Below are 26,842 nucleotides of genomic sequence, written 5' to 3'. Positions count from 1 at the left end.
CTGGCGTCTCGCATGCGGTCCGCGCCGATCCGAATCTGCGGTGTCACTACGCTCGTGTTCGCCGAAGGTGAGGATCGAGACAGTGCCGGTTCTGACAGACATGGCGGGCGAGACGATCGGGCCTATCGCCCACGAGGTGGACGAGCGCTGGACGATGGCATACGCGGCCTCGCTCGGCGACACCCACGACTGCTACTTCGACACGCTCGCCGATGACGGCGTGGTGGCCCACCCGATGTTCGCGGTATGCCCGGAGTGGCCGGTCATCGTGTCAGGCCGCGACGTATCAGACCGCTGGGGCATCTCGCCCGATGAGGTCCGGCGGTCGGTGCATGCCACCCACGACCTCACCGTGCACCGGCTGGTGCGCCCGGGCGACCGCTTGACGACCAGCCTCACCTACACGGGCGTCGAGCAGCGCAAGCCGGGCACGTTCCAGACGATGCGGATGGACACCGTCGATGCCGACGGGAAGCCGGTGGCGACGACATATCAGGGCGGGATGTACCTCAACGTCGAGACCGTCGGCGGCGACCGACCCGACGCCGATGCGCCCGCAGAGCCCGACTTCGGCCCGCTGCCCGACGAGTCCATGGCCGAGATTCCGGTGCCGGTTGCGCACGGAGCAGCGCACACCTACGCCGAATGCGCCCGCATCTGGAATCCGATCCACACCGATGCGGCCGTTGCCCGCAAGGCAGGGCTGCCGGGCATCATCCTGCACGGCACCGCCACGCTGGCGCTGGGCGTTTCCGCGGTCGTCGACGCCGTTGCCGACGGCGACCCCAACTGTGTCCGCCGCATCGTCTGCCGCTTCCGCGCCATGGTGCTCATGCCGTCGACCATCACAGTGCGCGTCTGGGACGAATTCCCGGTCACGGACTTCGGCTCAGCGACCAGCGCCGTGCGCTTTGACGTGCTGAATCAAGAGGGCGGCCCCGCAGTGGACCGAGGGGTCATTCTCCTCGGTTAGAGGCCGCGCGGATTGGCCGTCCACGGGTCGGCTGGTTCCCTGGTGTATCTGTCGGGTTGTCCGAACATCCCGACCCGTGGAGGCCGATTTCATCATGCGCGCTTTGGAACCCGAGGCGTCTGGGCTTAGCCCGGTCCGTCGAGGGTCAAGGGGATCTCGGGGCTGTAGAGCCACGAGGCAAGCAGGGCCACGGCCTCAGGTCCGCCGAACTGTGCCACGATCCCCATGAACTCGGACGTGGTGGCGGTGCCGTCGACCGATTGCCGGTAGTGGCGCCGGACGAGCTCGAAGAACGCCTCATCGCCAAGGTGGCGGTGCAGGGCGTGCAGGGTCAGCATGGACCGCTGGTACACGGAGGGGAAGTCGAACAGCTGCTCGACGGAAATGCTGCCAGGCGGAACAGCTCTCGCGCCGCGTGCTGCCCGCAGCTCGCCGGCCATCAGCGCGCCGATGTCGCGGCCCTCGTGGTCGGCCAGATACAGGAAGGCCAAGTAGTGCGCGAAGCCCTCGTTGAGCCAGATATCGCTCCAGTCCCCCGGCGACACCGAGTTGCCGAACCACGCGTGCGCCAGTTCGTGGGCAATGATCAGCGGACTCAACGTCTGGCTGCCGTGCAGCGAGAGCGTCTGGTTCTCCATGGCGAAGCCAGTGCTGAACGGCAGCACGAGCGTGCCGTAGGCATCGAACGGATACGGGCCGAGCATCTCCTCGAAGAATGCGATGGCGCCCGGCGTGACCGACAGGGCATCGAGGGTGACCCGGCGCTGCTCGTCGGTCAGTGAGCTGGGGATGTAGTCGCGGATCAGCAGGCCCTCGCGGGTCTCCTGTTCGTGACGCTCGAAGAGGCCGATGTACACGGCAGCCAAGTAGGTGGCCATGGGATCGTCCGTGTGCCACGTCGCTGTTCGTCGGCCGTCGGCGACTGTCTCGCTCACCAGCAGCCCGTTCGAGGCAGCCGTCAGGTGCTCGGGCACGGTGATGGCGATGGTGTAGGTGGCCTTGTCGGTCGGGTGGTTGTTGGACGGGAACCATGACATCGAGCCCGACGGCTCGTTGGCGGTGTAGATCACGCCGCGTTGGTTGAACCATCCGATCCGGGCGAACGGCACACCCGGGTCGTCGATGCGATCCGGCACGCCGGAGTACGCGACCTCGACGGTGAAGCCGACGCCGGCGGGCACCGGCACAGCGGGCTGCACCACCAGCTCCGTTCGCTCGCGCGAGAACTCGGCCGCGACACCGTCCACCTTCACCGCGCTGACCTCAAGGCCGGACAGGTCCAGGTAGATCGTCTCGAGTCCGCTGGTGGACACCGCATGGACGGTCGTGACGCCGTCGAGGCTGTTGGCGTCCGGATCGACATCGAGCACGAGGTCGTAGTGGGTGACGTCGTAACCGCTGTTGCCGAGCCACGGGTAGAAGCTGTCGCCCGCCCCCGCGCCGGACGGCGGAACTGCCTGATCTTCCCCAGCCGGCGGCGGGGCAGTCGGCGGGGCTGCGGTCGGTTCAGTCTCTGGGGACGCTGTCGTTGTCGGCGCCGGGGCCAGCGTCGTCGACGGAGACGCCGTCGTGGCGGATGTCTCGCTCGCGATCTCGGATGCTGCAGTGGTCGGCGACGACGCCTCGCTGCGCCCGTCATCGGGGCTGGTGCATGCCGAGAACGCCAGTGCAGTGGCAAGTGCGGGCACGGTCACCTTCATCCATCTGTGCATCGGCGTCACTCTCGCAGATCAGTCCGACGACGCCACGTCACACAGGCGTATCCGGACGGCGATGGTCGTTCCTGCGCGCTTGTCATGCAGACTCACGACATGATCTGACATGAGGCATGGATACTCGCATCTCTGAGTGTGCTATTCTGCGGTGCATGCAGTCTGGGCAGAGTGCTTGAGGATGAACGCAATCAAGGGCTATTTCGTCGTCACGCTCTGGCGAGCGATTCTCAAGTTCATGACGATCATCACACTGGGTGTGATCTGGGCCGTGAACTCAGACAGCGCGCTGGCGATGGGCGTGTTCGTTGGGGCCTGCATTCTCTGGGTCATTGACGGATGTGATCACGGCATCGACAACATGCGCATGAGGAAGAAGAGAGCGCAAGCTGCGAGCCTGAGCAACTAGGCGAGCATCGTGAGATTCGGCTAGCTGAAGCTGGAGCCGCCGAAGCGACGGCTCAGCTCAGGTGTTCTGCGAAGTGATCGAGGGTGCGCTGTTTGGCCAGGGCGGCCGCATCGGGATGGAAGCTGGCCCTGGCGTCGCAGTTGAATCCGTGATCGGCGCCGTCGTAGATGTGCACGGCGATGTGGTCCCAGCGTTCGGCGATGGCATGCACGTTCTCGAGCGGGATGCCGTGGTCCTCGGTGCCGAAGTGCATCAGCAGCGGGGCGGTGGGCCGCTCGTCGAGGTGCGGCATGATCTGCCCGCCGTAGTAGCCCGATGCTGCGGCGATCTTGTCGGCCAGGCGGGCTGAGGCCACGTAGCACATCGACCCGCCCCAGCAGTAGCCCACAATGCCGACCTTGCCGCCCTCGGCCGCACAGTCAGCCGCTGCTGAGATGTCATCCATGACCTGATCCACGGTCAGGTCATCGAAGGCGATCTTGCGTCCCACGTCGATGCCCTCGGCGTCGTAGCCCAGCTCGACGCCGCCCCGCACACGGTCGAACAGTGCCGGCGCCACCGCCAGGTAGCCGTCGGCGGCGTAGCCGTCGGCCACGCTGCGGATGTGGTCGTTCACACCGAAGATCTCCTGCACCACCACGACACCGCCCTTCGGCGACCCCGCAGGCTCGGCCCGGTACGCGCTGAACGTCACGCCGTCTGAAGCTGTCAACTCGATCGTCTGTCCCATGGCGCCAATGTCTAGCGGCCCCGGCGCAGTCGATGTCATGGCTGCCGCGATCTCGGCTTTCACGGCTTCGCCTATTGGCGCGGCCTCTTAGCCCAGATCCGCCGGTGGGGTGGGTGGCGGCGGGTTTGGTGGGGGGTGTGGTTGTGGGTGGTGTTGGGTGTCGGCTGCTGGTGGGTGTGGGGGCGTGGCGGTGGCCGGTCGGGTGTTGGTGGCTGGTTTGTGTGCTGCGTCTTGGGTGTGTGCTGCGCGGCGCGGCGTGACGCTGGGGGTGTTCAGCAGTGCTGGGGCATGCTGCGGATGCGTCGCAGTGCTGTGGTGAACGTGTCCGCCCAGGGCAGTGCGAGCCCGCGATTCTTCGATGCGCTCGTGGACACCGGCGCACAACGCACCTTCGTCTCATCCAACGTCGTGACGCACTTGGGCGCAGTCCCGGTCGACCTCGAGCCGTTCCTGGCTGCCAATGGACAGCGGTGCCCGACGGTGGTCATCACGATGATCGGCAGGCCGGTGTCGCGCAGCGTGTTGGCTTCGCTGCCATTCGACGCTTCGTACGCGTCCGCCTGTTCCCTCACCCAGGCCCATGTGCTGGGTCCGTATTCGCCGTCAAACCTCTCGCTCTGAGTCATGGCGGGCAATCTACGACAACGCACCGAAATGCGTTCGCGTGACGGGCATCTCGCACGCCTACGATCCACAGCGTGCAGATCATGTCCGCCTTGTTCATCGAGCACTTCGACATGCGCCAGGCAGCGGGCGGCGCAGCCCGCATCGATCTCGGCGGTGTGCACTTCTCGATGGCAGCCCCCGGGCCTTTCCCGGTGACGATCACGCCGCACATGATCGTGCTCGTGCGCTGCCCTGCATCCCACACCGGACTGGCGGCGCTCGAAGTGCGCTTCATGCGCGGCGACGAGCAGGTTGCGCGCAACGTGCAGCCCCTCAGCGTCGAACCCGGCAAGTTCGGCTACAACCTCGTCCAGGCCGAGCTCACCTTCGGCGAGCCGTCCACCATCGAGGCCCATTGCCGCGTCGACCAGGGCGAGGCGGTCGTCATTCCGTTGACGATGAACCCGCCCGCGGACGACAGTCCGCCGGAGGCCCCAGCGGGAGGCGGCTGGACCGGCACTCCCGCAGAGCAAACGGGCTAGGCGGATCGAACAGCGATGCCGTTCACCGTCGGGTTGTCCCAGCATGCCGATCCCGGAGCGGCTACCGGCGAGATCGTGGGCCATGTGCTCGAGTCATTGGGCGTGCAGCCCGACGTGGCACTGCTGTTCACCTCGGGTGACCACATCAACCACACCGAGGAAATCGCAGCAACGGTCGTCGAGTTGCTCGCGCCCGCGGCGCTCGTCGGCACGACGGCCGTCTCGGTAGCCGCCGGCGAGCGCGAGATCGAAGAACAGACGGCTGCGGTGCTGTGGGCCGGGAGCCTCGGCTCGGGCGTCCGCAGGCGGGCACGCGCAGTGCATCTCTCGGGTGTGCCCGATCCGGCGGTCGACGACGAGACGCTTGCGGCCGCGCTGGACGAGGTCGATGCCGTCAGCGATCCCTCGATGATCCTGCTGGCCGACCCGTACTCCTACCCGGTTGATGCGGCGCTGTCCCATTGGGCCGAGCGATGGCCGCACGTCAGCGTGCTGGGCGGCATGTCCTCCGGCGCGCCGATGCCGGGCGGCAATCGCATCGTGGTCGACGGCGGCGTGCATCGCTCGGGTGCTGCGGCGCTGATCGTGGGCGGCAGCGTGACGGTCACGCACTTGGTCTCCCAGGGCTGCCGGCCCATCGGCCAGCCTTACATCATCACGGAGGCCGAGGGGAACGTCGTCCGATCGCTCGGCGGGCTGCCGCCCTTCGAGCGGCTGCTGCAGATGTTCTCCAAGCTCGATCCGGCCGATCAGCGGCTGGTCCAGCGGGGCCTCCATGTCGGCCGAGTCACCCATGAGGCCAAGGTCGAATTCGAACGAGGCGACTTCCTGATCCGCGGCGTGCTCGGCGCCGACCGCGAAAGCGGCGCAATCGCCATCGGAGACGTGGCGCCGATCGGCGCCACCGTGCAATTCCATGTACGCGACGCCGTCACGGCCGACGAGGACCTGCACGAGGCGCTCAGCAACTCGACTCCGGCCGCACGCGCAGCGGCAGGCGCCCTGCTGTTCACCTGCAACGGGCGCGGCACCCACCTGTTCGAGACCCCTCACCACGACGCCTCGGTCCTCGCTTCCCACATCGGGACCCAGGTAGGCGGCATGTTCTGCGCCGGCGAGATCGGTCCCGTCGGGGAGCGTTCGTACGTGCATGGATTCACTGCGTCAATGGCGCTGTTCACCGACAGCGACGCGCCATGATGAACCCTGTCTCATGAATCCAGTGTCATGAACCCAGCCTCATGAGTCCCAACGTCACGGACACCGCTCTCATGAACACCACGCTCGAAGCCCGGCAGATCAACACCATCCGGGCATTGGCGATGGACGCCGTGATGCGAGCCAACAGCGGCCATACCGGAACGGCGATGGCGCTGGCGCCCGCGGCACACGTGCTCTTCAGCCGAATCCTGCGCTACGACGCCAGCGCTCCCGACTGGGCAGACCGCGACCGGTTCGTCCTGTCCGCAGGCCACGCCTCGATGCTCGTCTACGCGATGACGCACCTGCTGGGCTACGGCGTCACGCTGGACGACATCCGCGATTTCCGCCAACTCGGCTCCATCACTCCCGGCCATCCCGAACGCGGCCTCACCCCTGGAGTCGAAGTCACCACCGGTCCGCTCGGGCAGGGATTCGCCAATGCCGTCGGCATGGCCCTGGCCGAGCGCGGGCTGCGAGCCCGGCTGGGCGCAGACCTCGTCGACCATCGCACGTTCGTCATTGTCAGCGATGGCGACCTGATGGAAGGGATCAGCCACGAAGCGGCATCCCTTGCCGGCCACCAGCAACTCGGCCGCCTCGCAGCGGTGTACGACGACAACCGCATCACGATCGACGGCAGCACCGACCTGGCGCTCAGCGATGACGCCGCCCGCCGCTTCGAGGCCTACGGCTGGCATGTCGCCGACCTCGGCGAAGCGGCCGAGGATCTCGACGCGATCGAACAGGCACTGCGCTCTGCGATGCTCGTCGACGACCGGCCCTCGTTGGTCATCCTCCGCACCCACATCGGCTACCCGATGCCCACCGCCATCGACACGTCGGCGGCGCACGGCGCCATCACCGACGCCGACGAGATCGCCGCCGCGAAGCGAGCCATGGGCATGGTTCCCGATGCCGAGTTCGCTGTCGACGACGACGTTGCGCAGGCCTACTTGGCCGCCGGCACCCGAGGTACCGCCGAACGCCTCGAATGGGAGGCCCGACTGGCGGCGAGCGGCCACGATCCCGACTGGCTGGATGCGCTGTGGTCGGCCCGCTCCACCAACGGCGACCCGGCCGCCGGCCGGACCTTCGAGGCCGGTACCCAGATGGCGACCAGGGTTGCCGCCAACCGCGTGCTGGACGCTTCTGTGGACAACGTGCCCGCCCTCATCTGCGGCGGTGCCGACCTCACCGGCAACACCGGCACCAACATCGCCGCCGAGGTGCTGTCTGCAGACAATCCCGGCGGCCGCAAGCTCTTCTACGGCGTGCGCGAGCACGCGATGGGCGCCGTGGCCAACGGCATGGCGCTGCACGGCGGGGCGCTTCCCGTGGTCGGCACGTTCCTGGTGTTCAGCGACTACATGCGGCCTGCGGTGCGACTGGCAGCCCTCAGCGGCGCCAAGACCGTGTTCGTGTGGACGCACGACTCGATCGGCGTCGGCGAGGACGGGCCCACCCACCAGCCGATCGAGCACCTGGCATCCCTGCGTGCGATCCCGGGCCTGAGCGTGATCCGTCCTGCCGATGCCAACGAGACCGCACAGGCATGGCAGATCGCGGTCGACCGCGACGGTCCCACAGCACTCGTGCTGACTCGCCAGAACGTCCCCGTGCTCGACGGCACTGAGCGTGCCGGCCAGGTGGAACGCGGCGCGTACGTCCTCATCGACACCCCGGCGCCTGCGGTGATTCTCGCCGGCACCGGCAGCGAGGTGCAGTGCTGCACCGAGGCCGCGGCCCTGCTCGCAGCCGAGGGCATCGCCAGCACGGTCGTCTCGATGCCGAGCTGGGACCTCTTCGAGGATCAGGACGAGCGGTACCGGTCGATGGTGTTCCCTGCGGGGGTCCCGGTGCTGGGTGTCGAAGCCGCCGCTGCGTTCGGCTGGGATCGCTATGCCGATGCGACGGTGTCCATGAACCGGTTCGGGGCCAGCGCGCCGGGCGGCGACCTCATGGCCCACTTCGGCTTCACGGCTGCGAGCATCGCCGATGCAGCTCGCAAGCTGCTCTAAAAAGAGACTGCGAAGCGTTACCCCCAAAGGCCCGATCTCAGAAAGATAAGCATGACCGACGGCGATGCGGGCAGTACGAAGGACGGCAAGCTCACCTCGCTGTTCTCGGTGTGCGGACAGAGCCCGTGGCTCGACAATCTGCGCCGAGGCTGGATCACCGGCGGAGAGCTGGAAAGCTGGGTCGAGCGGGGCATCCGCGGCCTCACCTCGAACCCCTCGATCTTCCAGAAGGCCATCGAGTCGTCCGCCGATTACGACGAGCAGTTCGGCGATCTCGTGTGCGGCGGCACCCCAGTCGATGACGCCTACTGGCAGCTCGTCACCAGCGACATCTGCGGAGCGCTCGCCGCGCTCGAGCCGGTGCACGCGGCCTCGGGGGGCACCGACGGATTCGTGTCGGTCGAAGTCGATCCCTCGCTGGCGCACGACACCGAGGCAACCGTCACAGCGGCCCGTGCCCTGCACCACGGCATGGCGCGACCGAACCTGATGGTGAAGATCCCCGGAACGGTCGAGGGCCTGCCGGCCATCCGTCAGATGATTTCCGAGGGTCACAGCATCAACGTGACGCTGATCTTCTCGGTAGCCCGTTACGAGCAGGTGGCCGAGGCCTACCTGGCGGGCCTCGAAGACCGGGTCGGCGCCGGCGCATCGGACCTGTCCGATGTCGCGAGCGTGGCCTCGTTCTTCGTCAGCCGCACCGACACCGAGGTAGACCGCCGCCTCGACGCGGTGAGCACGCCAAGTGCGCTGGCGCTGCGAGGTCGCACGGCGGTGGCCCAGGCGCAGGCCGCCTACGGCCGCTTCGAGGGGATCTTCAGCGGGCCTCGCTGGGATCGGCTCGCGGCCCTCGGCGCACAGGTGCAGCGCCCGCTGTGGGCATCGACGAGCACGAAGAACCCCGCCTATCCCGACACCCTCTACGTCGACGAGCTCATCGGGCCGCACACGGTGAACACGATGCCCGACGCAACCCTGGATGCCTTCTGCAATCACGGAAAGCTGCGTCGCACGGTCGACACCGACCAGTCCGCCGCCCGCTACGTGCTGGACGCCGTGACAGCGCACGGCATCGACCTGGACGAAGTCGCCGGCGTGCTCGAAGCCCAAGGCGTTGCCGCGTTCACGAAGAGCTTCGACGAGCTGCTTGGGTCACTGCAGACGAAAGCGGATTCGCTCGCCTGACGACTCGTCGGGCCGATTCGCTCGCCTGACGACTCGCCGGGCCGATTCGCTCGCCTGACAACTCGCCGGGCCGATTCGCTCGCCTGACAACTCGCCGGGCCGATTCGCTCGCCTGACGACTCGTCGGGCCGATTCGCTCGCCTGACGACTCGTCAGAGCCTCGTTTCCGAGTCAGTTGCAAACCGAAACTGACTCCCCTAGTCTGCGCGGCCGTGGCTGTCTTGCGTGAGCAGTTAGGGGAACGGTCGGGCGAGCGCCCGCCTGCCTGCTCCATACAGGCAACCCTCGACATCGTGGGCGACCGCTGGACGCTGCTCATCCTTCGCGATCTGTTCCGCGGTGTGCGCCGGTTCAGCGCGATGCAGCACGACTTGGGCATCGCTCGCAACATGCTGGCCGATCGGCTCAGCCGCCTGACCGACACCGGCGTGGTGGCCAAGGTGCCCTACCAGCACCGACCGGTCCGCTACGACTACGTCTTGACCCCCAAGGGCCTCGACCTGTCCAACAGCCTGCTTGCGCTGATGGCCTGGGGCGACCGCTGGTGCCACGACGGCGATGCGCCGACCGTCCTGGTGCATGCCGACTGCGGCACGCCGCTGGAGATCGCCACACGTTGCCCTGACTGCGACGAACCCGTCAGCCCGACACGCATCCGCAGCCTTGGCGGCCGCAGTCTCATCAGCCGCAGGGACACGCCGCCCAGCAGTCCGCCCAGCGTCGAACTGGCCGCTGCCGGGACTTCCCGAGTCTTTCAACAGCACCCCACGAACGGAGGGGCCCTGTGACCATCATCGAACCGTCGCACAGCGTCAAAGACGCACCGGTCGACCCTGCCAATGACCCGGCTGCCAACGGCGCACCCTCCAATGGCGTCGCCGTGGCACCGCAGCCGACGCCGGAGTCGGTGGCGCTCGCGGCGCTGCCGCTGGCCGAGCTGGCCGAGCGCGCGGCGGAGGTGCGCGACCGTTCGGGCGGCACACGCATCACCTACAGCCCCAAGGTGTTCATCCCGCTGACGATGCTGTGCCGCGACAAGTGCGGCTACTGCACGTTTGCCCAGCCGCCGGCCCGACTCGACTCGCCATACCTCACGCCCGAACAGGTGCTGGAGATCGCGACGAGCGGTGCCCGTGCCGGCTGCCACGAGGCGCTGTTCACGCTGGGCGAGCGGCCCGAGCTGCGCTACCCCGCGGCGGCTGACTGGCTGGCAACCCACGGCTGGGACTCCACCGTCCACTACCTGGTCGAGATGTGCCGGCTCGTGCGCGACGAGACCGGTTTGCTCCCTCACGCCAATCCGGGCGCCATGAAGGCAAGCGAGCTGGCGTCGCTGCGCGAGGTCGCGCCGAGCCAGGGGATGATGATCGAGTCGCTGAACCCGCACCTCGACTGCCACCGGGGCTCGCCCGACAAGGAGCCCGACCGGCGACTGGCAACCCTCGAAGCCGCCGGCGAACTGGCCATCCCCTACACCACCGGCATTCTCGTCGGCATCGGCGAGTCGCTGGCCGACCGGCTGGCGGCGCTCGAGGCCATCGCCGTGAGCCACGCCCGCTGGGGTCATGTCCAGGAAGTCATCGTCCAGAACTTCCTGCCCAAGGCCGGCACCTCGATGCACAACATGCCGGCCTGCCCGCCCGACGAGTACGCGCAGGCCATCGCGCTGGCACGCCTGATCCTGCCGGCCGACATTCACCTGCAGGCGCCGCCGAACCTCACTGAGGATTTCGGCGGCCTGCTGGACTGCGGCATCGACGACTGGGGCGGCGTCTCCCCCATCACCGCCGACCACGTGAACCCTGAGCGCCCGTGGCCGGCACTGGACCGGCTGCGCGAGGTCACCGAAGGCCGCGGCTTCACGCTGGCACCCCGGCTCACCATCTATCCCGAATTCGTGTACCCCGGCGGTGCGTATCCCACCTTCGCCGTCGAACAGCACCCGTGGCTCGCCGACGGCAACCGCTTCGCCGTGGGAGACCGAGCCGACGCCGAGGGGCTGGGCCGTGATGACCCGGGCAGCCAGATGCCCGAGCGCACGATGGAGAACATCGATGCCGGCTCGGGGGCTGACGTGCTGGTCGCGGACGAGAACTCCACCCAGTGGTACTCCGGCGGCGCCGGTCATCTGCCCACCGACATCATGAACGGGCCGTCGCATGCCCGGGGCGCGGTGCGCGAAGTGCTCGACGGTGTCATGGCAGGCCAGCAGGTCGGCCACGACGAGATCGTCGCGCTGTTCGGGGCGCGCGGACCCGAGGTAGTCGCCATCGGCGAAGTGGCCGACGAACTGCGGCGCGAGGCCGTGGGCGACACCGTGACCTGGGTGCACAACCGCAACATCAACTACACGAACGTCTGCACGTTCAAGTGCAAGTTCTGCGGCTTCTCCAAGGGTCCCCTGTCGCTGAACCTGCGCGGCACGCCCTACATGCTCACGCTGGCCGACATCCAGGAACGCGTGATCGAGGCGGCCGAGCTGGGCGCCACGGAGGTGACGCTGCAGGGCGGCATCCATCCCAGCTTCGACGGCGACTACTACATCGACGTCTGCCGAGCCATTCACGACGTCGTGCCCGACATGCACCTGCACGGCTTCACGGCCCTGGAGGTGATCGAGGGCGCCAAGCGGCTCGGCGAATCGCTGGTGGGCTACCTGATGCGGCTGAAGGAGGCGGGCCTGAAGTCGCTGCCCGGCACCGCAGCGGAAATCCTCGACGACTCGGTGCGGGCCGTGCTGTGCCCGGACAAGATCAACACCGCGGAATGGCTCGAATGCCACGAGGCGGCCCACGCCGTAGGCCTGCACTCGAACATCACGATCATGTTCGGGTCGATCGAGCATCCGGAGAACTGGGCGAACCACATCGTCGCGACCCGCGAGATGCAAAAGCGCACGGGCGGCTTCACCGAGTGGATCCCGCTGCCGTTCGTGCACATGGCCAGCCCGATCTACCTCCGCAAGGGCGCCCGTCGCGGCCCGACCTTCCGGGAGACCTTGCTGATGCACGCCGTGCCGCGCATCGCCTACCGCGGACTCATCGACAACGTGCAGGTGTCGTGGGTGAAGATCGGCCCCCCAGGTGCGCAGCAGATCCTGCGGGCCGGCGCCAACGACCTCGGCGGCACCCTCATGGACGAGAACATCTCGCGCGCCGCCGGCGCGCAGCACGGCCAAGGACTCGCTGAGCAGGACTTCCGCAACATCGCCGAGCCCTTGGGTCGGCGCATCCGACAGCGCCTGACCGGCTACCAGAATGCAGACGGCGCTCCGGAGGTGCGCAGCCGGGTGCTGCGCCCCACCGACAACGCCACCGACCGCAAGCTCATCCCGCTCGAGTCGCTCGGCAGTCGCGTCTAGCGCGTGTTCAGGCGAGCGGTAAGGGATCCGGACCAAGCGTGCCGGAACTGCCCTCCAGACATGCCAGGCGCTCTCGCACCATGGCAACTTCGGCAGCCACGCCGTCGATGCGACCGGACTGGTGGTCGATGCGGCCAGCGAGGTGAAACATGATGCCGAGACTGGTGCCGAGCATGCTGGCGACGATCGCCCCGGCAGCGATGAGTACAGCCCACGCTTCGACGACGATCTGTGTCTCTGCCATGACTTCACTCTAGAAAAGTCGGCGCTCGCCTCCGCTCGGCATTTCCTTCGGCGCACAGGTGCACTGCGAGGCGAGGCGTACGCTGCGATGTGGGATGAAGTCCTCGTTCGCACGGTACCTCGCGCTCGGAGTCCTGGTGGTCGGCGCTGCGCTCATCGTCTGGGCCGCCGTCAACGACCCGGATCCTGAGCCGGTCTTCACCGAGACTGCCAGCGCCGCGGTCGAGGCGCCCACCACGACGTCTGCGAGCGACGCTCCTGCCGCTCTCACGACCACCACGACCGGGCCCCCCGAACCGATTCCGGTGCTGGGCACAGCCCTCACGCTCAGCAAGCTTGACGGCTGGCTCAACACCGACGCGACGTCGCTGGAAGAGATCCGAGCGTCCAACAAGATCACCGTGGTGCAGTTCTGGACCTTCGGCTGCCGGAACTGCAAGAACACGCTGGATGCGCTCGGCCAGCTCTACGACGACTTCCGGGACGAAGGCGTGGAGATCGTGGGAGTCCACTCGCCAGAGTTCGCCTACGAAGCCGATGTCGACAACATCATCGAGGCAGCCGCCGATCTCGGGGTGGTCTGGCCCATTGCCCTCGACACCACCAAACGCAACTTCCACGATTGGCAGGAGGGTCCCACGGGCTATTGGCCGCGCGTCTACGTGATCGACAGCGACAACCAGATCCGCTTCGAGCGCCGCGGCGACAGCCCCAGCAAGTACCGGGAGCTCTACGAGATCGTCGAGCGGCTCCTCACCGAGACCTGATCGGCGAGCTGGCCATCATGGGCACGCTCATCGACACCTTCATCGAAGGCCTGCGGGTCGTGACGTGGGCGTGCACGCTGACGGTCCTCGTTCCGGGCTTGGCGCTGATGCTGGTGGCCCGGCGCTGCCGCGCAACCGTGGCTGCGTACTACGTGGTGGGCGCAGCATTCCTGGCCTGGGCCCAGGCTGCAGGCCACTGGCGGATGGCGCCACGCGGCGTGGTTGTGGTCGTCGCAGGACTGGTCGCCGCCAGTACCTATGCAGCCGCGTGGAAGGCGCCTGGCCACGCCTCGCCATTTGCAACCGGCGCCGGCCTGGTCGGGGGCGCCTTGGCCGGCTGGATGTGGCGTCCTTGCGTCGGCGAGCACCTCGGCGACATCCTCAACGACGCCGCCACCGACGGTCCCCGAACACTGGGCATGCTGTTCGTGTACCTGCTCGGCGCCCTGCTGCCGGTGGTCCTGCTCGCGGTTGCCGCCTACGCACTGCCCGTCATCGGCAGAGCACTGGATCGGACGCCTTTGGCCGTCGCCGGCGCCGTCATCGGCGCCGCCTATGCGATCACGCTCGCTGTCGGCCAGTACGACAACCTCATCGGCGAGATGTACCGCATCTCCAGCGGCTACTGAGCAACTCCGTCGTTCGGAAATGCGCCGCCTCTGAGATGGACGCCGTCGACTGCTCAGCCGCCACGAGCATCGCTGCCTGCGGGCGGATCCGCCTGCCCGTCGTCGTTGTAGCCCCAGCACTGGGCTTGGCCGTCGCCGCGCAACGCGCACGTATGGGCGCCGCCGGCAACGTGACCGGCTCCGCAGGATCAGCGCCCGGGCCGACTCGACGCGCTGGCCACGTCCGCGATCACCGCCGCCGGTCGCGTACCCGCACCACGGCGTGGGACCACCGCAGTCTCATGCTGTCTCCCCTTCTGCCAGTGTTGTCTCGGGAGTCACCGGCTGTCACACGACCAGCGTCACCAATCGTCGTTCTGATCGCCGATGGACTCGCGCAGAATCGACGCTGCCTTGAGCGTCGCCCGGCGAGCCCGGGTGACCTTGCGCTCGAGATGGGCACGCTCGTCGCTGAGGTCAGCGTCAGCGAGGGCGCCCTGCAACAGCTCGATGCTCAGCTCAGCCAGCCGTTCAGCGGTCTCGTCCAAGCGGTCGGCCAGACCGGAGATGTCGTCGTTCATGTCACTCAGCGGTCCGGGTTCGGGAGGTCGGGATGCGGGCGCCTGCCAAGAAGTCCGCCACGATCTCCAGCGGATAGCGGACGTCGAGACCCACCGCTCGCAGGTGCAGTGTGCATCCGGGGTTGGCGCTGGCGACCACGCGCGCACCGCTGCGTTCGATTGCTGCGACCTTGCGCTCGCGCACGGCACCGGCGATGTCGGGATGCTGCTGGGAGTACGCGCCGCCGGCGCCGCAGCACAGCCCGTCGTCGTCCAGCTCGACGACATCGAAGTACCGGCCGAGCACCGTGCGGACCGACAGGTGCGCCTGCTGGACGTGACGCAGGTGGCAGGGGTCCTGCACCGCAATGCGTTCCCGGTGTGACGAACCGTCGCCGTTGGTGGCTGCAGTGTCCGCGCCGTGCTCGGTCGCAGCACCCGCAACGGCGGGCAACTCGTCGATCCGCTCCGCCAGCCACTCATGCACGTCTTGGACGCGTGCAGCGAACCGGCGGGCATCGTCAGTTCCGAGCAGGTGACCGTATTCCTTCATGGCCGCCCCGCAGCCGGCCGAGTCGACCAGGATCGGGGCATCGCCCGGCAGCGCCGCCATGGTCCGGGCCGCCAATCGACGGGCCTCGTCGCCCAAGCCCGCGTGCACGTGCAACGAGCCACAGCAAGAGGCACCCGCCGGCGGCAGTGCAACTCCGGCACCGGTCGTCTCGATCACCGACTGCACCGCCCGGTGGGTATCGCGCATCCACGCGTCCATGACGCAGCCGGTGAACAGCCAGACATCGTTGCCGCTCGGCACCAGCGGCGCTTGGCGCAACGGCACCCGCGGCAGACCCGCGGCCCCGGCCGCCAGGCGCCGCAGGGCCGGGATCCGAGCGAGCCATCCCGCCGCGCGCATCAGGCCGGCCCGCTGTGCAAGTGCCAGCAGCCGCGACCCGGAGGCCAGCAGGCGAGGCATGCCCAGCATCCGGTAGGCGATTCGGCGCAGCCGCGGCTGATAGTTCGACTGGACCGACAATGCCTCGCGGGTGGCTTCCATCATGTGGCCGTACTGCACGCCCGCCGGGCAGGCCGTCTCGCAGCCGCGGCACTGGATGCAGGCGTCCATGAACTCGACGAAGGCCGCGTCAGCTTCGCCCCGCTCCACCACGTCGCGCATCAACGCAATCCGGCCGCGCGGCGATGCCGACTCCTCGCCGGAGACGCGGTACGTCGGGCAGTGCGGCAGGCACATCCCGCACGCCACACAGGAGGCGAGCGTGTCGCTGTCGATGTCGATGTCCAGCGGGAACCTGCTCACTGCACCCAATCGTTCGCCCAAGGGACTCACTGCACCCAATCGTTCGCCCAAGGGACTCACTGCACCCAATCGTTCGCCCAAGGGACTCACTGCACCCAATCGTTCGCCCAAGGGACTCACTGCACCCAATCGTTCGCCCAAGGGACTCACTGCACCCAATCGTTCGCCCAAGGGACTCACCAAGCCCTCCGGCCGGGGTTGAGGCGATTCGCGGGATCCAGCCTCTCTTTCAGCGCTGACATCAACGCTGCATTGGCGGGCGCGATCGGTCGCGCACCGGTCGACTCGGCTCGGTGCACCAACCCCACGCCGACTTCTGCCAGCCACTCGCCTCCGGCGCCGACGAGCGCACGCAGGTCCGAGGGCCGCATCGATTCCCGCCCCGTGGCGGGTACCGGCGGGCCGCCCTCCGCGGGGCTGAAACCCAACGGCGCAATCTCGGCCGCCTCGGCGGCGACATCAGCCGGATCGCCTTCCAGCAGGATCCAGGTGCGCGTGCCGTCCCACAGGATGCTGCTGGGCCGATACAGCAGATCGAACGCAGCGAACGGATCGGCCTCACCCTCCAGCCACTGCGATGCCGCCGGAACCGGCAGGGTCCGCAGGATCACCTCGGCGAGGAACCCCAGCGTGCCGAGCGACCCCACCAGCAGGCGGGGCAGGTCGTAGCCGGAGACGTTCTTGACCGTCGGCCCGCCCGCGGTGACCACCTTGCCGGAGGCATCCACATGGCGGGTCTGCAGGACGAAATCGCGCACATGGCCGTAGCGCAGCCGCCGGTGCCCGCTGAAACCGCAGGCCAGCACACCGCCGACCGTCGCCGCGTCGTCGGCAGGATCCAGCGGCACCATCTGGCCCGAGCAGGCCAGGTGCGCACTCAGTTCGGCAACCGGGGTGCCGGCACCGCAGCGGACGGTCATCTCCGACGGTTCGTGCTCCCAGATGCCTGCCGGGGCTCGGACCTCCCGAGCGATCGCGTCAGCCTCGCCCACCACCTGCCAATGGGTGCGCGCACCCACGACCGTGACCGGGTCGCTGTCGCCGACTTCACGGGCGAATGCCGTAACGGCGGGCTCTATCCGGGCGGCGAGGCTGGCACCGACCGCTGCGTCGCCAGCGCTCGAATCGTGACCCGCCAGCACACCGGCGCCACTGCGCTGCGAGCTCACACCCAGGCACCTTCAGGCACATGCTGGCGAAATGAGTCGCTGCAGCGCGAACCCGTCGGGATGATCTTCAAGGGGTTGGCGAGCCCGTCGGGATCGAACGCTTCGCGTACCAGATCCTGCGTGTACATGTCATGCGCGCCGAACAGCATCCCCATGTAGTCCCGCTTCTCCAAGCCGATCCCGTGCTCGCCGCTGAGCACACCGCCGGCCTCGATGGAAGCGGCGACGATGTCCCGGCCCGCTGCCTTCACCCGCTCGTCCACACCGGGCTCACGCCGGTCGAAAGCCAGGATCGGATGCAGGTTCCCGTCCCCGGCGTGAAAGACGTTGACGGCAATCAGGTCGTAGGCATCGGCGATCCGGTACACCTTCTCGAGCACCTCGGTGAGCCGAGACCTCGGCACAACCGTGTCGTGGAGGTAGTAGTCCGGCTTGATCCGCGCCACCGCCCCGAAGGCGTTCTTACGGCCCTTCCACAGCAGCGCCCGCTCCTCGTCGTCAGCGGCCACACGCACATGGCCGACGTGGTGCTGCAGCGCCACCTCGTGCACGATGTCCACACCGGCGTCGACCCCGCCGGACAGGCCGTCGAGTTCGACCAGCAGCACCGCAGCGGCTTCGGTCGGGTAGCCCGCATGGGCGAATGCCTCCACGATCTCGATGGCTCGCTGATCCATCATCTCAAGCGCAGACGGCACCAGACCTGCGGCGATGATGGCGCTGACGGTCGCCGATCCCTCGCTGACATCGTCGAAGTCCAGCAGCAGCGTCCGAACCGAGGGCGCATTCGGCGTCAGCCTCACCGCCGCCTTCGTGGCGATGCCCATTGTGCCCTCAGAACCCACAAACAGCCCCCGCAAGTCGAAGCCCGGCGGTTCTGGGTCCACCCCGCCGAGCACGGTGGTCTCGCCGGAAGGCAGCACCACTTCGAGCGCTGCGATGTGGGCCGTGGTCACGCCGTAGGCCAAGCAGTGCGGCCCGCCGGAGTTGTTGGCGATGTTCCCGCCGATCGAGCAGACCTGCTGGCTGGAAGGATCCGGCGCGAAGTGGAAGCCCAGCGGGGCGAGGGCGCGGGACAGGTCCAGGTTCAGCACCCCCGGCTCGACCCACGCAATCCGGTCAGCAGTGTCGACCTCGACAATGCGGTCCATCTTGGCGGTGGCCACCACGACCGGGTGACCGACGGGCACGGCGCCCCCGGCCAAGCCGGTGCCCGAGCCCCGGGCCAAGAACGGCCGACGGTGGCGCCGGCAGATGCGCACGATCTCTGCCACCTCGCCTGCAGTCTCCGGCAAGCACACGATGGCCGGGGAGTTGCCTTCGATGGAGCCATCGCGGCTGTACAGGCCACGCTCGAAGTCGTTGTCACGCGCTCGGTCGCCCAGCACGCCGCGCAGAGCCGCGAGCAGGGCCGCGTCGGCCGCAGCATCACCGGATCTATCCGTCGAGGACTCGCCGCCCACGGGTGCATCAGGCTTTCGAGCCACGGCACGACCGTACCTGACACGCCGCTCGGAGACGCCAGGACTTAGCCAAACCGCGCCGCCGACATCCCCCGCCCAACCCGACACCACCCACCTCGCCGGTGCGTCTGGGCTTAGGCTCACCGTCGATGGCTGGTCATGGCGTCGCCGTCAGCGGCAACGTGAGTCCGTTCGCCGATGCGCGGGAGTGGCTCTCGCTGGAGGATCCCCACGAGCACCGCACTTGGCTGTTCGACGTGACGTTCCTCGCCAGCGCTTGGACTTGCATCTTCGGCGCCGGATGCCCGGGCACCGACGCAGAGCCAGCCCCCCAGCTCATGCTGGGCTGCTGCAGCCATGGCGCCTACATCGCCGACGAGCACGACCTCGCCCATGTCCGCCAGATGACCGCTGAACTCGATGCCGACCTCTGGCAGCACCACCGTGATCCCGCCGACGCTCTGTGGCAGGACAGCGACGGCTGGTGGCGCACCCAGGTGGTCGACGGGGCGTGCGTGTTCGCGAACCGGGCGTCCCATCCCGCGGGTGCGGGTTGCGCCTTCCACCTGCTGGCGCAGCGGACCGGGCGGCGTCCCATGGACACGAAGCCTGAGATCTGCTGGCAGGCGCCGCTGCGCCGCGAGGATCACGAGACCGTCACCGGGCACGTCTACACGATGGTGCGGGAGTGGGAGCTGCGGGACTGGGGCGGACCCGACACCGACGTGTCGTGGTGGTGCACCTCCGAGCCGCAGGCCCACATCGGGCACCGGCCGGTCTACCTCGCCCTGCGGGGCGAGCTCACGGCGATCTGCGGCGCGGAGATCTACGACCAGCTGCGCTCCGGACTCGACGAGCGCGCCACATCAGCGCAGGTACTGCCCCATCCGGTCGCTCGCCGCCGCGAGCGCTAGCTGGCTGATTCCAATCATCTGCACGAGAGATCTCCAGATGCGCCCCCGGCAGGACTCGAACCTGCAACCGGCGGGATAGAAGCCCGCTGCGCTGTCCAGTTGCGCCACGAGGGCTCTGGCCACAATGGCCTGGGGACATCCTGCCACTCAACCGCCGCTGGTCCAAGGACTCTGCGACCCGGCGAGGACCTTGGTCGGGACATTCGGACGTCGGGCCTGTCGGCGCCTAGTTCAGCGGCCAGCGCAGGATGCCCACCTCGGTGCTGCCGTCTGACTGCAGATAGTCGGGATCGGCAGGGAAGGCGATCCGGTGCGGACCCTCGTCGTCGAAGCGGATCCGCACCGGCTCATCGTCGGCCGGAGTGCCACGTCCCGCCGCGGCAACAGCCTCTGAGACGGTCGCGAATCTGGAGAGACGCTGCAGCATCCCGATCGTCGGCGTCATCATCACCATGTCGCCGATCTCGTTGCGCCGAATGGCATCAGCAGGTCGCACCCATTGGTGCTCGACGGCTTCGTCGTGATCGGGCAGCGGCACCTGGCCGTCGGGCATCGCCGTCAGGAAGAAGCGAGTGTCGTAGCGGCGCGGCGAGCCCATCGGCGTCACCCAGCGACCGATGAAATAGACGTTGTCGCCGTCGAGCAGCAAGTCCTCGCTGCGGACGGTCTCGATGAAGTCCCGCTCGCCGGCATTGATCTCGTCCCGGTAGTGCGAGAACCGCTCGGCCACATCGGGCGGCGATAGGTCGATGATTCCCGAGGGCAGGTCGCGGGGGTCGTCGACGCCGACCGCGTGGCCGTGGTGAGCCAGCAGAATTCCCGCTTCCTCGAAGGTTTCCCGCAGGGCGGCGACCCAGAAGGCAATGCCGCCGCGCTCGATGCCGATCTGAAACGAGGCTTCGTCATCGGTCAGGCCCGAAACGGTTTCGTCGGCGACCTGCGTGGCGTCCTCGGGGTCGACGGCGCCGCCGGGATACACCCACATGTCACCCACGAAGATCGAACGGGAGTTGCGCTTGAGCATGAGCACATGGGGATCGTGCTCGCCGGACAGGATCAGCACCGTTGCCGCGTCCCGTACCGGGATGGCAGCGGGGTCGTAGTCGCCGCCGGTTCCCGGTGATGTCGCGCCGACCGAGGCGCGGCGCTCGGGCTGCTCGCTCATCGACGGTTCAGGCCCCACTCAGCTCAGCTCGACTCAATAGTCGATGCCGGCGCAGACCAGGCAGTCCTCGCCGTCGTGGCTCAGCCGGGCTGCGGCGGCGTCCTCTTCGGTCTGGTGCTGCGGCGTCGGATGCCGCTCGACCCGATCGTCCTCGTAGCCGCCGCCGGCTCCGTCCTGCTGCGCGTCTACGGCGCCGGGGGTTGCGCACTCGGGCAGATCAGCCGCCTTGGCGGACGGCGCGAACACCTTGTCCTTCCAGCGGTCTGTCTCCGACCAGCGATGCGGCAGATGTGCCATCGAGCCGGGGACGCGAAGCTGGGCGAATGCAGCGAACGTGTCCCGCAGGATCCGCAGATTCAGGTCGGGCTCGTGCGGCTTGCCCGACGTGTGGCCCAGCGGATAATCCAGATAGACGGATCGAGGCGGCCAGGCGGCACGGGTGATGTCACGGGCACTCGACATCGAGAGTGTCGGGATGCCCTCAGCCTCGATGGCCCTTGCAATCAGACCCCCGGTCTGATGGCAGACCGGTCACACCGGCACCAGCAACACCGCATCGAGCTCGTCCGCCACACAGCGCTTGGCGAGCGCTGGGATCAGCTCCTCACGCACCCGGCGGGTGCTGTAGATGCCGCCCATCAGGGTGTACGCGTTCGGGCCCAGCTCGCCGATCTCGCCGCTGTCGCGCAACGTGCGCAGCGTCTCGATGGGAAACACGCAGTTGATGTCAGAGCGCGCATCGGTCAGGTCATAGGCGAAGTGCGTCGCCCGCAACTGTGACGTGTCGACATCGGTGGGGATGGCCCGGTAGGTCGTGTCGTCCCGGTAGTGGAACGCCGTCTGGCCGGTGACGTAGATGCCGCCAGTGGCGACGAGCCCGACCCTGCACTCCGAGATGGGCTTGGTGAGCGGCGTCCACGGCGGCGGCGTCTCGCTGTGCACCCAGCGGTACTCGCCATACCCCAGCCCGATGTACTGGGCGGTGATCCGGGGGATGTATTCGACGGGCGGCTGCCGAACTGCGATGGTCTGCGGGCTCACACGTCTACGGTACGCCGTCGAGGCCGCACTCGGCTGAGGTGTGGCCCGTGGCATCGGGGACCACCCCATGCGGGTCGCAGCTCAGTCGGCGAGAGCGCCACGCGCTCGCCCTCGGCGAGCGCCATCGGACACAGCGTGGCAGTGGAGGCCGGGGGTCCGAAAATCGGTAGCGAGGCCGCGGCGCCCGTGGCATCCTTGACCACCCCGTGCGGGTCGTAGCTCAGTTGGTTAGAGCGCCAGTTTGTGGCACTGGAGGCCGGGGGTTCGAATCCCCTCGATCCGCCCAGCACCTTCGAAATGAGGGTGTCGTTAGCCTTGCGGGGCACCACGCGCCTCTAGCTCAATCTGGCAGAGCAACGGACTCTTAATCCGCAGGTTCTGGGTTCAAGTCCCAGGGGGCGTACCACCCGCCGCCGGAACACTCCGGCCGGTGCACGGGCGAGGCCGTCAGATGAGCCAACACGACGCAGGCAGCAAAGCGGGAGCATCCGGATTCCGCCCTTCGGCCGACGAGTTGGCCGAGCACAACCGGCAGGCCGCAGCCACAGTTGCGACTCCTGGCGTGGCGGCACCGCCCAGCCGGCAGGTGGCCATCCTCACCTGCATGGATGCGCGCATTGATCCCTTGGCAGCGCTGGGACTGACCGTCGGTGAGGCGCACGTCATCCGCAATGCGGGCGGTGTGCTGACCGACGACGCGATCCGCTCGCTCTGCATCTCTCAGCAAGCGCTCGGCACGCGGGAGATCCTGGTGATTCACCACTCAGGATGCGGCATGTGCGGACTCGACGAGTCGGCGTTCAGCGATGATCTCCATGACCGCCTCGGGGTCCGACCCGACTGGCCGATCGGCGCCTTCGATGACCCCGCCGACGATGTTCGGTCGGCGATCTCGCAACTGCAGGCGTCGCCGTTCATCGAGCACGACACGGCCGTCCGTGGCTTCATCTACGACGTCGGCACCGGCCTGCTCAACGAGGTGCCTCCCGCGGGTTGACACACGCTGGCGGGGTGGCCTGCCGAATTGTTCCCCTTGAACGTCGGGTGCGTCGACCAGTTCATCCCGTCGGGGCCGTAGGCCAGCCGGGGACGCCTTCGTCCCGCTGCACGCCCGTGCTGTTGAGCAGGCCGCTGACCATCCGGTAGCAACCCGACGCAGCGATGAGGTGCACCATCTCGGCTTCGCTGAAGTGCGACACCGCTTCGGCCCAGGTGGCGTCGGAGACGCAGTCGTCGGAGTACAGATCGTCGACCACCTGCAGCAGCGCCGCCTCTGCCGGCGTCCAGTTGCCCTCGGCGATGGGTCGGGTGACGAGGTAGATCTCCTCGTCGGTCATGACCTCGGCCAGGGCGATCAGCGTGTGCTGGCCGAACTCGTACACAGACTGGCAGTTCCAGCCCATGCGCAGCACGGCGATCTCGACATCGCGGCGTGACAGGTCGCCCTTGTACAAGATCGCCATGGCGAACTCGCCGAACGCCCGCGAGATCGGGCGACTGTGCGCGAGGGTGGCAATGACGTTGATGGCGTTGGCGAATGAATTCTCCATGGCCTCGCGGGCGCGTGCGGCCACTTTCGGGATCGGCTCAAGTCGTGGTGAGGTCGGTCGTGGCAAGTGCATCAGCAGGCACTCCTCTCGTCGGACCCGCGAATGTAGGCCCCTGCGGTTGGCCGTGGCCGGCCTGGGCCTCAGGTCGACAGCGACTGCTCGAAGGGGAACGTGCTCAGCAGCTCGGTGCCAGTCTCAGTGACCAGCACTTGTTGTCCCAGCTTCACGCCCTCGGTCACGCTCTCGGCCGATGCAGCTCTCCACGCACAGCGTCATGCCTGGTTCGATCACGCCGTCGTATCCGGCGTCGCCGGAGTCGGCCCGGTGGTACAGGCAGGGATACTCGCCGGTCATGCCGCAGCCGTGAGCCGACAGGCAGCACCGATTGCGGCGGTAGGACTCAGGGATGTCCCAAGCCCGCTGCGCGTGCTCGCGGAACGTCACGCCCGGGCCGATGATGCCGAGGTTGTGGGTGACCCGGTCGCGGGCCAAGCGGTGCAGCTGCCGCTGTGCGGGCGCTGGTTCGTCGGGTCCGGCGCGGAACCGACAGGTGTCCAGCAACGAGTGAGAGCAGTGGACCCGGCGGAGACTCAGTCGCCGAAGAGGTGGCAGTCACAGAAGCTGCGCATCCCGCCTGAGAGCGGGACCGCTTCCGCCTTGATCTCGTCGAAGTCCACGAACCGGGCTTCCGCCGCATCATCCCCGGCGACGGGCACCGCATCGGCATCGCACTCCACGGCGTAGTCCAAGATCACGAAGTGCAGGCACTCGCTGATGTGCTCGGTCACGCCGACCAAGTTCCCGCAGCGCACCTCGAGTCCGGTTTCCTCAGCCAGCTCGCGCTCGACCGCCTCGCTCAGGCTCTCTCCTGGCTCGACACGCCCACCGGGGAACGCCCACAGACCCTCGCCGGGCGGGCAGCCCCGGCGCACCAGCAGCACTGAGCCGTCACGGACAGCGATGCCGCCGACGCACACCGTGGGCACCGGCCCGATCATTTGGTGCGCAGCGACGACGGGGTGTCGGGCTGCAGGGAGCGGTGCAGCACGAGCAGTCGCGCAGTGAAGCCGAAGGTCTCGAAGAAGTTCTTGGTAGCTCGATTGCCCGGCAACGCGAGCGAGTCGACCCCGCTGCAGCCCCGCTCGACGCACCACTGCAGCACTTCGCCGATCAGTGCCTCCCCGACGCTGACCTCACGGGCGCCAGGAGTCACGTACAGATCGGTCACCCGTCCCAGCGTCTCGCCGGTCTGCAGGGTCTCGACGACCGCCACGGCATAGCCGACCGGGACACCGTCGATCTCGCCGATCCACACAGCGCTGTCGGAATCGCCCAGATCCGCCGCCAGGCTCTCCTCGAACGGCCGTTCGCGCACCTCCCGGCGCGACCAGACCCAGCCCCCGCGGGCGTCTTCCTGCTCGGCCACCGCCTCGGTCGCCATCTCCGCAAGCACGCCGATGTGCTCGCTGGTTGCAGGACGGGCGATTACGTCCATACGACGAGTTCCATCAGCAGGGTTCCCTCATCCGGGATCCAGCAGGACAGATCCATGCGCCGCAGCCCTCAGACAGGCCCGGCTGAACGCCGCCGAGCAAAGGCCTCCTCGGCGCCCAAGCGTCCCAAGAGTCCCTCGGACAGGTCGACATGCGACAGCATCGCAGCTACCGCCCGGTGGCCGGCCACCTCGGAGATCTGCCGGTACATCTCGGTCACGATCCGCCGGTAGTCGGTGTGTCCTTGGGACTGCGACCGCAGCTCGATCATGTGCATCGCCTCGCGGGCATTGAACTGCATGCTGTAACGGACGCGGTAGGCCATGGCCACGGCGTACGACGCATCCAGAGTGCCGACGGTCTCGGCCAGCGTGTCGTACAGATCCCCTGACAGCTCCATCACGTCGTCGTAGGCCTCTCCTCCGCCGGCTGCATCCACCAGCGCGGGAACCCCGTACCCGTGCTGGGGGCTGAGCGGCTGCCACTCGACTGTGAGCAGCCGGTGACGCTGCAGGTCGCGGAAACTGCCGTAGTCCGCGAGCACGTCGAACCGGTAGTCGAGACGCTCCAGCCCACGGCCCGGCCGGTGGCGACGGTTCGTCCGCTCGCCGCAGTAGCGCTTGGTCAACTCCACGCGCTCGGCGTCGGTCATCTGGGCCACGCGGACCGCGATCTGCGACTCCGGGAGCGACGTGTAGGGGTACAGCATGGCGGCGAGCATCTTGGACTCGCCGGCGGGATCCCAATCGGTCAACACGACCTCGGGGACCGGCTCGGGGACGTCGTCGGCAAACAGGCCCGCGGCGAACTCGGTCATCGAGATCCGGTTGGCCTCGAGGTAGTCCGACCACACGATGCCCCGATCGGGCTGGTCCACCCGCCGCAGGAACGACGGGATGACCTTGCGCAGCTCGGTCAGCATCATCTGGGCGTAGCTGCGGGCCTCTTCCAGCGGGTGCGCCCGCATCCTCAGCAGCAGTGCCTCGTAAGCCTGTCCGGTGCCGAAGATGCCGACGTTGGACAGACCGGCGGCGGGCAGCAGCCCGCGGGCGGAGTCGAACGCCTGCGCACGGATGGCGCGCCGACGGGCTAAGTCTCCGGCTTTGCCGACGACAGACGGCACGGTGCCGGCCTTGGTGGCGACAGACGACGCAGCGCTCCCGGAGGCGCCCAGGACGGAGTCAGGATGCTCGGTCAGCCACGCTGTCATCCGGCGGACCATCTCGCCGTAGGCGTCGAACATACGGTCGACGTCGCCGACGAAACGCGTGCCGGCACGCGAACTCATCACCGAGGGCGGCCGGTGGTATCGGTAGCGGCCACCGATGCGCTCGTCGTAGGCGAGGTACCTCGTGGACTGCTCGAGGTACGACATCAACCGCCCCCGTTCGAGAATCTTCGTCAGCAGATTCGAGGCCTGCTCGCACGCCAGGTGCACGGCCCCGAGCTGTGCCACCGAGTCGTCGCCGTACTCGACGAACACGCGCTGGTAGAGCTGCTCGGCCCGCGCGACGCCCACGGTGGCGTCGATGGTCTCGTCCCCGGAGATGTCGAGGTCGTCGACGAACTCGTCGAGCAACAGCCGACGGAGGCTCTTGTGCGTCCTCGAGTAGCGGGCGAACAGGGCCCCCTTGACCACCTCGGGGAGGTTCACGAGCGCGAAGACCGGCTGGCGCAGGTTGGTGACATAGCGCCGCAGCACGTCCTGCTCTGTGGGGGTGAAGGTCTCTGCGTTGTAGTGGATCACCGGCGGCTCAGGCTGGACTCAGGTTGCTTGACGGCACCATGCCGATGGTATGGCACCGACTCCCGACA

General features: G+C 68.0%; 29 protein-coding genes and 3 tRNA genes. 15 read left to right on the top strand and 17 right to left on the bottom strand.

What is annotated here, in order from left to right; translation table 11 throughout:
* The first annotated feature begins 82 nt into the window (after window positions 1-82).
* A complete protein-coding gene (locus tag ACOGXQ_RS19180) occupies window positions 83-973 on the top strand; it encodes a MaoC/PaaZ C-terminal domain-containing protein (RefSeq protein WP_419945201.1) in 891 nt (296 codons plus the stop codon).
* Between the two features lie 125 nt (window positions 974-1,098).
* Here the strand turns inward: ACOGXQ_RS19180 and ACOGXQ_RS19175 are convergent, their stop codons facing one another.
* The gene (locus ACOGXQ_RS19175; protein ID WP_419945200.1) at window positions 1,099-2,685 is read right to left on the bottom strand and encodes a M1 family metallopeptidase; all 1,587 of its coding nucleotides are present in this window, start codon (window positions 2,683-2,685) and stop codon (window positions 1,099-1,101) included.
* 181 nt (window positions 2,686-2,866) lie between these two features.
* On the opposite strand from ACOGXQ_RS19175, the gene ACOGXQ_RS19170 reads away from it, so the two are divergent.
* Entirely contained in the window at window positions 2,867-3,094 is a 228-nt protein-coding gene (locus ACOGXQ_RS19170; protein WP_419945199.1) for a hypothetical protein, read from the top strand.
* Window positions 3,095-3,146: 52 nt separating this feature from the next.
* Here ACOGXQ_RS19170 and ACOGXQ_RS19165 read toward each other — a convergent pair whose 3' ends face one another.
* Complete coding sequence (locus ACOGXQ_RS19165) at window positions 3,147-3,824, bottom strand: dienelactone hydrolase family protein (protein WP_419945198.1); 678 nt, start codon at window positions 3,822-3,824, stop codon at window positions 3,147-3,149.
* A 297-nt stretch (window positions 3,825-4,121) separates the two neighbouring features.
* On the opposite strand from ACOGXQ_RS19165, the gene ACOGXQ_RS19160 reads away from it, so the two are divergent.
* The 7 genes from ACOGXQ_RS19160 (at window position 4,122) to cofH (ending at window position 12,739) form a co-directional block, all read left to right on the top strand.
* A complete protein-coding gene (locus ACOGXQ_RS19160; RefSeq protein WP_419945197.1) occupies window positions 4,122-4,445 on the top strand; it encodes a hypothetical protein in 324 nt (107 codons plus the stop codon).
* Between the two features lie 86 nt (window positions 4,446-4,531).
* On the top strand, window positions 4,532-4,972 hold the full coding sequence (locus tag ACOGXQ_RS19155; RefSeq protein ID WP_419945196.1) for a hypothetical protein: 441 nt from the start codon (window positions 4,532-4,534) through the stop codon (window positions 4,970-4,972).
* A 15-nt stretch (window positions 4,973-4,987) separates the two neighbouring features.
* Window positions 4,988-6,172 (top strand): FIST signal transduction protein, encoded by a 1,185-nt coding sequence (locus ACOGXQ_RS19150; RefSeq protein ID WP_419945195.1) that lies wholly within the window; start codon window positions 4,988-4,990, stop codon window positions 6,170-6,172.
* Window positions 6,173-6,213: 41 nt separating this feature from the next.
* On the top strand, window positions 6,214-8,193 hold the full coding sequence (tkt, locus tag ACOGXQ_RS19145) for a transketolase (protein WP_419945194.1): 1,980 nt from the start codon (window positions 6,214-6,216) through the stop codon (window positions 8,191-8,193).
* A gap of 51 nt (window positions 8,194-8,244) precedes the next feature.
* The gene (tal, locus tag ACOGXQ_RS19140) at window positions 8,245-9,378 is read left to right on the top strand and encodes a transaldolase (protein ID WP_419945193.1); all 1,134 of its coding nucleotides are present in this window, start codon (window positions 8,245-8,247) and stop codon (window positions 9,376-9,378) included.
* Between the two features lie 212 nt (window positions 9,379-9,590).
* On the top strand, window positions 9,591-10,166 hold the full coding sequence (locus ACOGXQ_RS19135) for a winged helix-turn-helix transcriptional regulator (RefSeq protein ID WP_419945192.1): 576 nt from the start codon (window positions 9,591-9,593) through the stop codon (window positions 10,164-10,166).
* Window positions 10,163-12,739, top strand: coding sequence for a 5-amino-6-(D-ribitylamino)uracil--L-tyrosine 4-hydroxyphenyl transferase CofH (gene cofH, locus ACOGXQ_RS19130; protein WP_419945191.1), 2,577 nt, complete (start codon window positions 10,163-10,165; stop codon window positions 12,737-12,739). Before ACOGXQ_RS19135 ends, cofH begins: the two co-directional genes overlap by 4 nt.
* Before the next feature lie 7 nt (window positions 12,740-12,746).
* On the opposite strand, the gene ACOGXQ_RS19125 is transcribed toward cofH, so the two are convergent.
* Window positions 12,747-12,983 carry a hypothetical protein gene (locus tag ACOGXQ_RS19125; RefSeq protein WP_419945190.1) on the bottom strand — a complete coding sequence of 79 codons (237 nt, stop codon included), beginning with the start codon at window positions 12,981-12,983 and terminating at the stop codon, window positions 12,747-12,749.
* A gap of 94 nt (window positions 12,984-13,077) precedes the next feature.
* Here ACOGXQ_RS19125 and ACOGXQ_RS19120 point away from each other — a divergent pair, with 94 nt between their 5' ends.
* Window positions 13,078-13,749: a redoxin domain-containing protein gene (locus ACOGXQ_RS19120; protein WP_419945189.1), complete on the top strand. Its 672-nt coding sequence runs from the start codon at window positions 13,078-13,080 to the stop codon at window positions 13,747-13,749.
* Between the two features lie 17 nt (window positions 13,750-13,766).
* Window positions 13,767-14,378 (top strand): hypothetical protein, encoded by a 612-nt coding sequence (locus tag ACOGXQ_RS19115; RefSeq protein WP_419945188.1) that lies wholly within the window; start codon window positions 13,767-13,769, stop codon window positions 14,376-14,378.
* Window positions 14,379-14,431: 53 nt separating this feature from the next.
* On the opposite strand, the gene ACOGXQ_RS19110 is transcribed toward ACOGXQ_RS19115, so the two are convergent.
* The 5 genes from ACOGXQ_RS19110 to ACOGXQ_RS19090 all read right to left on the bottom strand — a co-directional run bounded on the left by ACOGXQ_RS19110 (window position 14,432) and on the right by ACOGXQ_RS19090 (window position 18,888).
* Window positions 14,432-14,521, bottom strand: coding sequence for a hypothetical protein (locus ACOGXQ_RS19110; protein WP_419945187.1), 90 nt, complete (start codon window positions 14,519-14,521; stop codon window positions 14,432-14,434).
* A gap of 198 nt (window positions 14,522-14,719) precedes the next feature.
* Window positions 14,720-14,938: a hypothetical protein gene (locus ACOGXQ_RS19105; RefSeq protein WP_419945186.1), complete on the bottom strand. Its 219-nt coding sequence runs from the start codon at window positions 14,936-14,938 to the stop codon at window positions 14,720-14,722.
* Window position 14,939: 1 nt separating this feature from the next.
* Window positions 14,940-16,412 (bottom strand): (Fe-S)-binding protein, encoded by a 1,473-nt coding sequence (locus tag ACOGXQ_RS19100; protein WP_419945185.1) that lies wholly within the window; start codon window positions 16,410-16,412, stop codon window positions 14,940-14,942.
* Window positions 16,409-17,401 (bottom strand): FAD-binding protein, encoded by a 993-nt coding sequence (locus ACOGXQ_RS19095; protein ID WP_419945184.1) that lies wholly within the window; start codon window positions 17,399-17,401, stop codon window positions 16,409-16,411. Before ACOGXQ_RS19095 ends, ACOGXQ_RS19100 begins: the two co-directional genes overlap by 4 nt.
* Window positions 17,398-18,888, bottom strand: coding sequence for an FAD-binding oxidoreductase (locus ACOGXQ_RS19090; RefSeq protein ID WP_419945183.1), 1,491 nt, complete (start codon window positions 18,886-18,888; stop codon window positions 17,398-17,400). Before ACOGXQ_RS19090 ends, ACOGXQ_RS19095 begins: the two co-directional genes overlap by 4 nt.
* 125 nt (window positions 18,889-19,013) lie before the next feature.
* Here ACOGXQ_RS19090 and ACOGXQ_RS19085 point away from each other — a divergent pair, with 125 nt between their 5' ends.
* Window positions 19,014-19,778 carry a hypothetical protein gene (locus tag ACOGXQ_RS19085; RefSeq protein WP_419945182.1) on the top strand — a complete coding sequence of 255 codons (765 nt, stop codon included), beginning with the start codon at window positions 19,014-19,016 and terminating at the stop codon, window positions 19,776-19,778.
* Between the two features lie 40 nt (window positions 19,779-19,818).
* Here ACOGXQ_RS19085 and ACOGXQ_RS19080 read toward each other — a convergent pair.
* The 4 genes from ACOGXQ_RS19080 to ACOGXQ_RS19065 form a co-directional block, all read right to left on the bottom strand.
* A tRNA-Arg gene (locus ACOGXQ_RS19080) sits at window positions 19,819-19,892 on the bottom strand.
* Window positions 19,893-20,004: 112 nt separating this feature from the next.
* Window positions 20,005-20,943, bottom strand: a complete 939-nt coding sequence (locus ACOGXQ_RS19075) for an NUDIX hydrolase (protein WP_419945181.1) — start codon at window positions 20,941-20,943, stop codon at window positions 20,005-20,007.
* A gap of 33 nt (window positions 20,944-20,976) precedes the next feature.
* Window positions 20,977-21,405: a hypothetical protein gene (locus tag ACOGXQ_RS19070; RefSeq protein ID WP_419945180.1), complete on the bottom strand. Its 429-nt coding sequence runs from the start codon at window positions 21,403-21,405 to the stop codon at window positions 20,977-20,979.
* A gap of 69 nt (window positions 21,406-21,474) precedes the next feature.
* A complete protein-coding gene (locus ACOGXQ_RS19065; protein WP_419945179.1) occupies window positions 21,475-21,984 on the bottom strand; it encodes a glycine/sarcosine/betaine reductase selenoprotein B family protein in 510 nt (169 codons plus the stop codon).
* Between the two features lie 209 nt (window positions 21,985-22,193).
* Here ACOGXQ_RS19065 and ACOGXQ_RS19060 point away from each other — a divergent pair.
* The 3 genes from ACOGXQ_RS19060 to ACOGXQ_RS19050 all read left to right on the top strand — a co-directional run bounded on the left by ACOGXQ_RS19060 (window position 22,194) and on the right by ACOGXQ_RS19050 (window position 22,981).
* Window positions 22,194-22,270: transfer RNA gene (locus ACOGXQ_RS19060), tRNA-His, on the top strand.
* A gap of 43 nt (window positions 22,271-22,313) precedes the next feature.
* Window positions 22,314-22,390: transfer RNA gene (locus ACOGXQ_RS19055), tRNA-Lys, on the top strand.
* Between the two features lie 45 nt (window positions 22,391-22,435).
* The gene (locus ACOGXQ_RS19050; protein ID WP_419945178.1) at window positions 22,436-22,981 is read left to right on the top strand and encodes a beta-class carbonic anhydrase; all 546 of its coding nucleotides are present in this window, start codon (window positions 22,436-22,438) and stop codon (window positions 22,979-22,981) included.
* 61 nt (window positions 22,982-23,042) lie between these two features.
* On the opposite strand, the gene ACOGXQ_RS19045 is transcribed toward ACOGXQ_RS19050, so the two are convergent.
* From ACOGXQ_RS19045 to ACOGXQ_RS19025, 5 genes are all read right to left on the bottom strand, one after another.
* Window positions 23,043-23,606, bottom strand: coding sequence for a carboxymuconolactone decarboxylase family protein (locus tag ACOGXQ_RS19045; protein WP_419945177.1), 564 nt, complete (start codon window positions 23,604-23,606; stop codon window positions 23,043-23,045).
* Between the two features lie 123 nt (window positions 23,607-23,729).
* On the bottom strand, window positions 23,730-24,095 hold the full coding sequence (locus ACOGXQ_RS19040; protein WP_419945176.1) for a M24 family metallopeptidase: 366 nt from the start codon (window positions 24,093-24,095) through the stop codon (window positions 23,730-23,732).
* A gap of 29 nt (window positions 24,096-24,124) precedes the next feature.
* The gene (locus tag ACOGXQ_RS19035; protein WP_419945175.1) at window positions 24,125-24,520 is read right to left on the bottom strand and encodes an NUDIX hydrolase; all 396 of its coding nucleotides are present in this window, start codon (window positions 24,518-24,520) and stop codon (window positions 24,125-24,127) included.
* Between the two features lie 8 nt (window positions 24,521-24,528).
* On the bottom strand, window positions 24,529-25,029 hold the full coding sequence (locus ACOGXQ_RS19030) for an N-acetyltransferase family protein (RefSeq protein WP_419945174.1): 501 nt from the start codon (window positions 25,027-25,029) through the stop codon (window positions 24,529-24,531).
* Between the two features lie 68 nt (window positions 25,030-25,097).
* The gene (locus ACOGXQ_RS19025; protein WP_419945173.1) at window positions 25,098-26,774 is read right to left on the bottom strand and encodes an FAD-dependent thymidylate synthase; all 1,677 of its coding nucleotides are present in this window, start codon (window positions 26,772-26,774) and stop codon (window positions 25,098-25,100) included.
* Window positions 26,775-26,842 lie beyond the last annotated feature (68 nt).

This window comes from Candidatus Poriferisodalis sp. (assembly GCF_965208485.1).
In the GTDB taxonomy this organism is placed as follows: domain Bacteria; phylum Actinomycetota; class Acidimicrobiia; order Acidimicrobiales; family Poriferisodalaceae; genus Poriferisodalis.
This window is presented reverse-complemented; position numbering and strand designations above follow the sequence as displayed.

Excerpts from the sequence above, each read along its gene's own strand:
- ACOGXQ_RS19175 (WP_419945200.1), bottom strand. The coding sequence starts at position 2,685 with ATGCACAGATGGATGAAGGTGACCGTGCCCGCACTTGCCACTGCACTG.
- ACOGXQ_RS19170 (WP_419945199.1), top strand. The coding sequence starts at position 2,867 with ATGAACGCAATCAAGGGCTATTTCGTCGTCACGCTCTGGCGAGCGATT.
- ACOGXQ_RS19165 (WP_419945198.1), bottom strand. The coding sequence starts at position 3,824 with ATGGGACAGACGATCGAGTTGACAGCTTCAGACGGCGTGACGTTCAGC.
- ACOGXQ_RS19160 (WP_419945197.1), top strand. The coding sequence starts at position 4,122 with ATGCGTCGCAGTGCTGTGGTGAACGTGTCCGCCCAGGGCAGTGCGAGC.
- ACOGXQ_RS19155 (WP_419945196.1), top strand. The coding sequence starts at position 4,532 with ATGTCCGCCTTGTTCATCGAGCACTTCGACATGCGCCAGGCAGCGGGC.
- ACOGXQ_RS19150 (WP_419945195.1), top strand. The coding sequence starts at position 4,988 with ATGCCGTTCACCGTCGGGTTGTCCCAGCATGCCGATCCCGGAGCGGCT.
- tkt (WP_419945194.1), top strand. The coding sequence starts at position 6,214 with ATGAGTCCCAACGTCACGGACACCGCTCTCATGAACACCACGCTCGAA.
- tal (WP_419945193.1), top strand. The coding sequence starts at position 8,245 with ATGACCGACGGCGATGCGGGCAGTACGAAGGACGGCAAGCTCACCTCG.
- ACOGXQ_RS19125 (WP_419945190.1), bottom strand. The coding sequence starts at position 12,983 with ATGGCAGAGACACAGATCGTCGTCGAAGCGTGGGCTGTACTCATCGCT.
- ACOGXQ_RS19120 (WP_419945189.1), top strand. The coding sequence starts at position 13,078 with ATGAAGTCCTCGTTCGCACGGTACCTCGCGCTCGGAGTCCTGGTGGTC.
- ACOGXQ_RS19115 (WP_419945188.1), top strand. The coding sequence starts at position 13,767 with ATGGGCACGCTCATCGACACCTTCATCGAAGGCCTGCGGGTCGTGACG.
- ACOGXQ_RS19105 (WP_419945186.1), bottom strand. The coding sequence starts at position 14,938 with ATGAACGACGACATCTCCGGTCTGGCCGACCGCTTGGACGAGACCGCT.
- ACOGXQ_RS19085 (WP_419945182.1), top strand. The coding sequence starts at position 19,014 with ATGGCTGGTCATGGCGTCGCCGTCAGCGGCAACGTGAGTCCGTTCGCC.
- ACOGXQ_RS19075 (WP_419945181.1), bottom strand. The coding sequence starts at position 20,943 with ATGAGCGAGCAGCCCGAGCGCCGCGCCTCGGTCGGCGCGACATCACCG.
- ACOGXQ_RS19070 (WP_419945180.1), bottom strand. The coding sequence starts at position 21,405 with ATGTCGAGTGCCCGTGACATCACCCGTGCCGCCTGGCCGCCTCGATCC.
- ACOGXQ_RS19050 (WP_419945178.1), top strand. The coding sequence starts at position 22,436 with ATGAGCCAACACGACGCAGGCAGCAAAGCGGGAGCATCCGGATTCCGC.
- ACOGXQ_RS19045 (WP_419945177.1), bottom strand. The coding sequence starts at position 23,606 with ATGCACTTGCCACGACCGACCTCACCACGACTTGAGCCGATCCCGAAA.
- ACOGXQ_RS19030 (WP_419945174.1), bottom strand. The coding sequence starts at position 25,029 with ATGGACGTAATCGCCCGTCCTGCAACCAGCGAGCACATCGGCGTGCTT.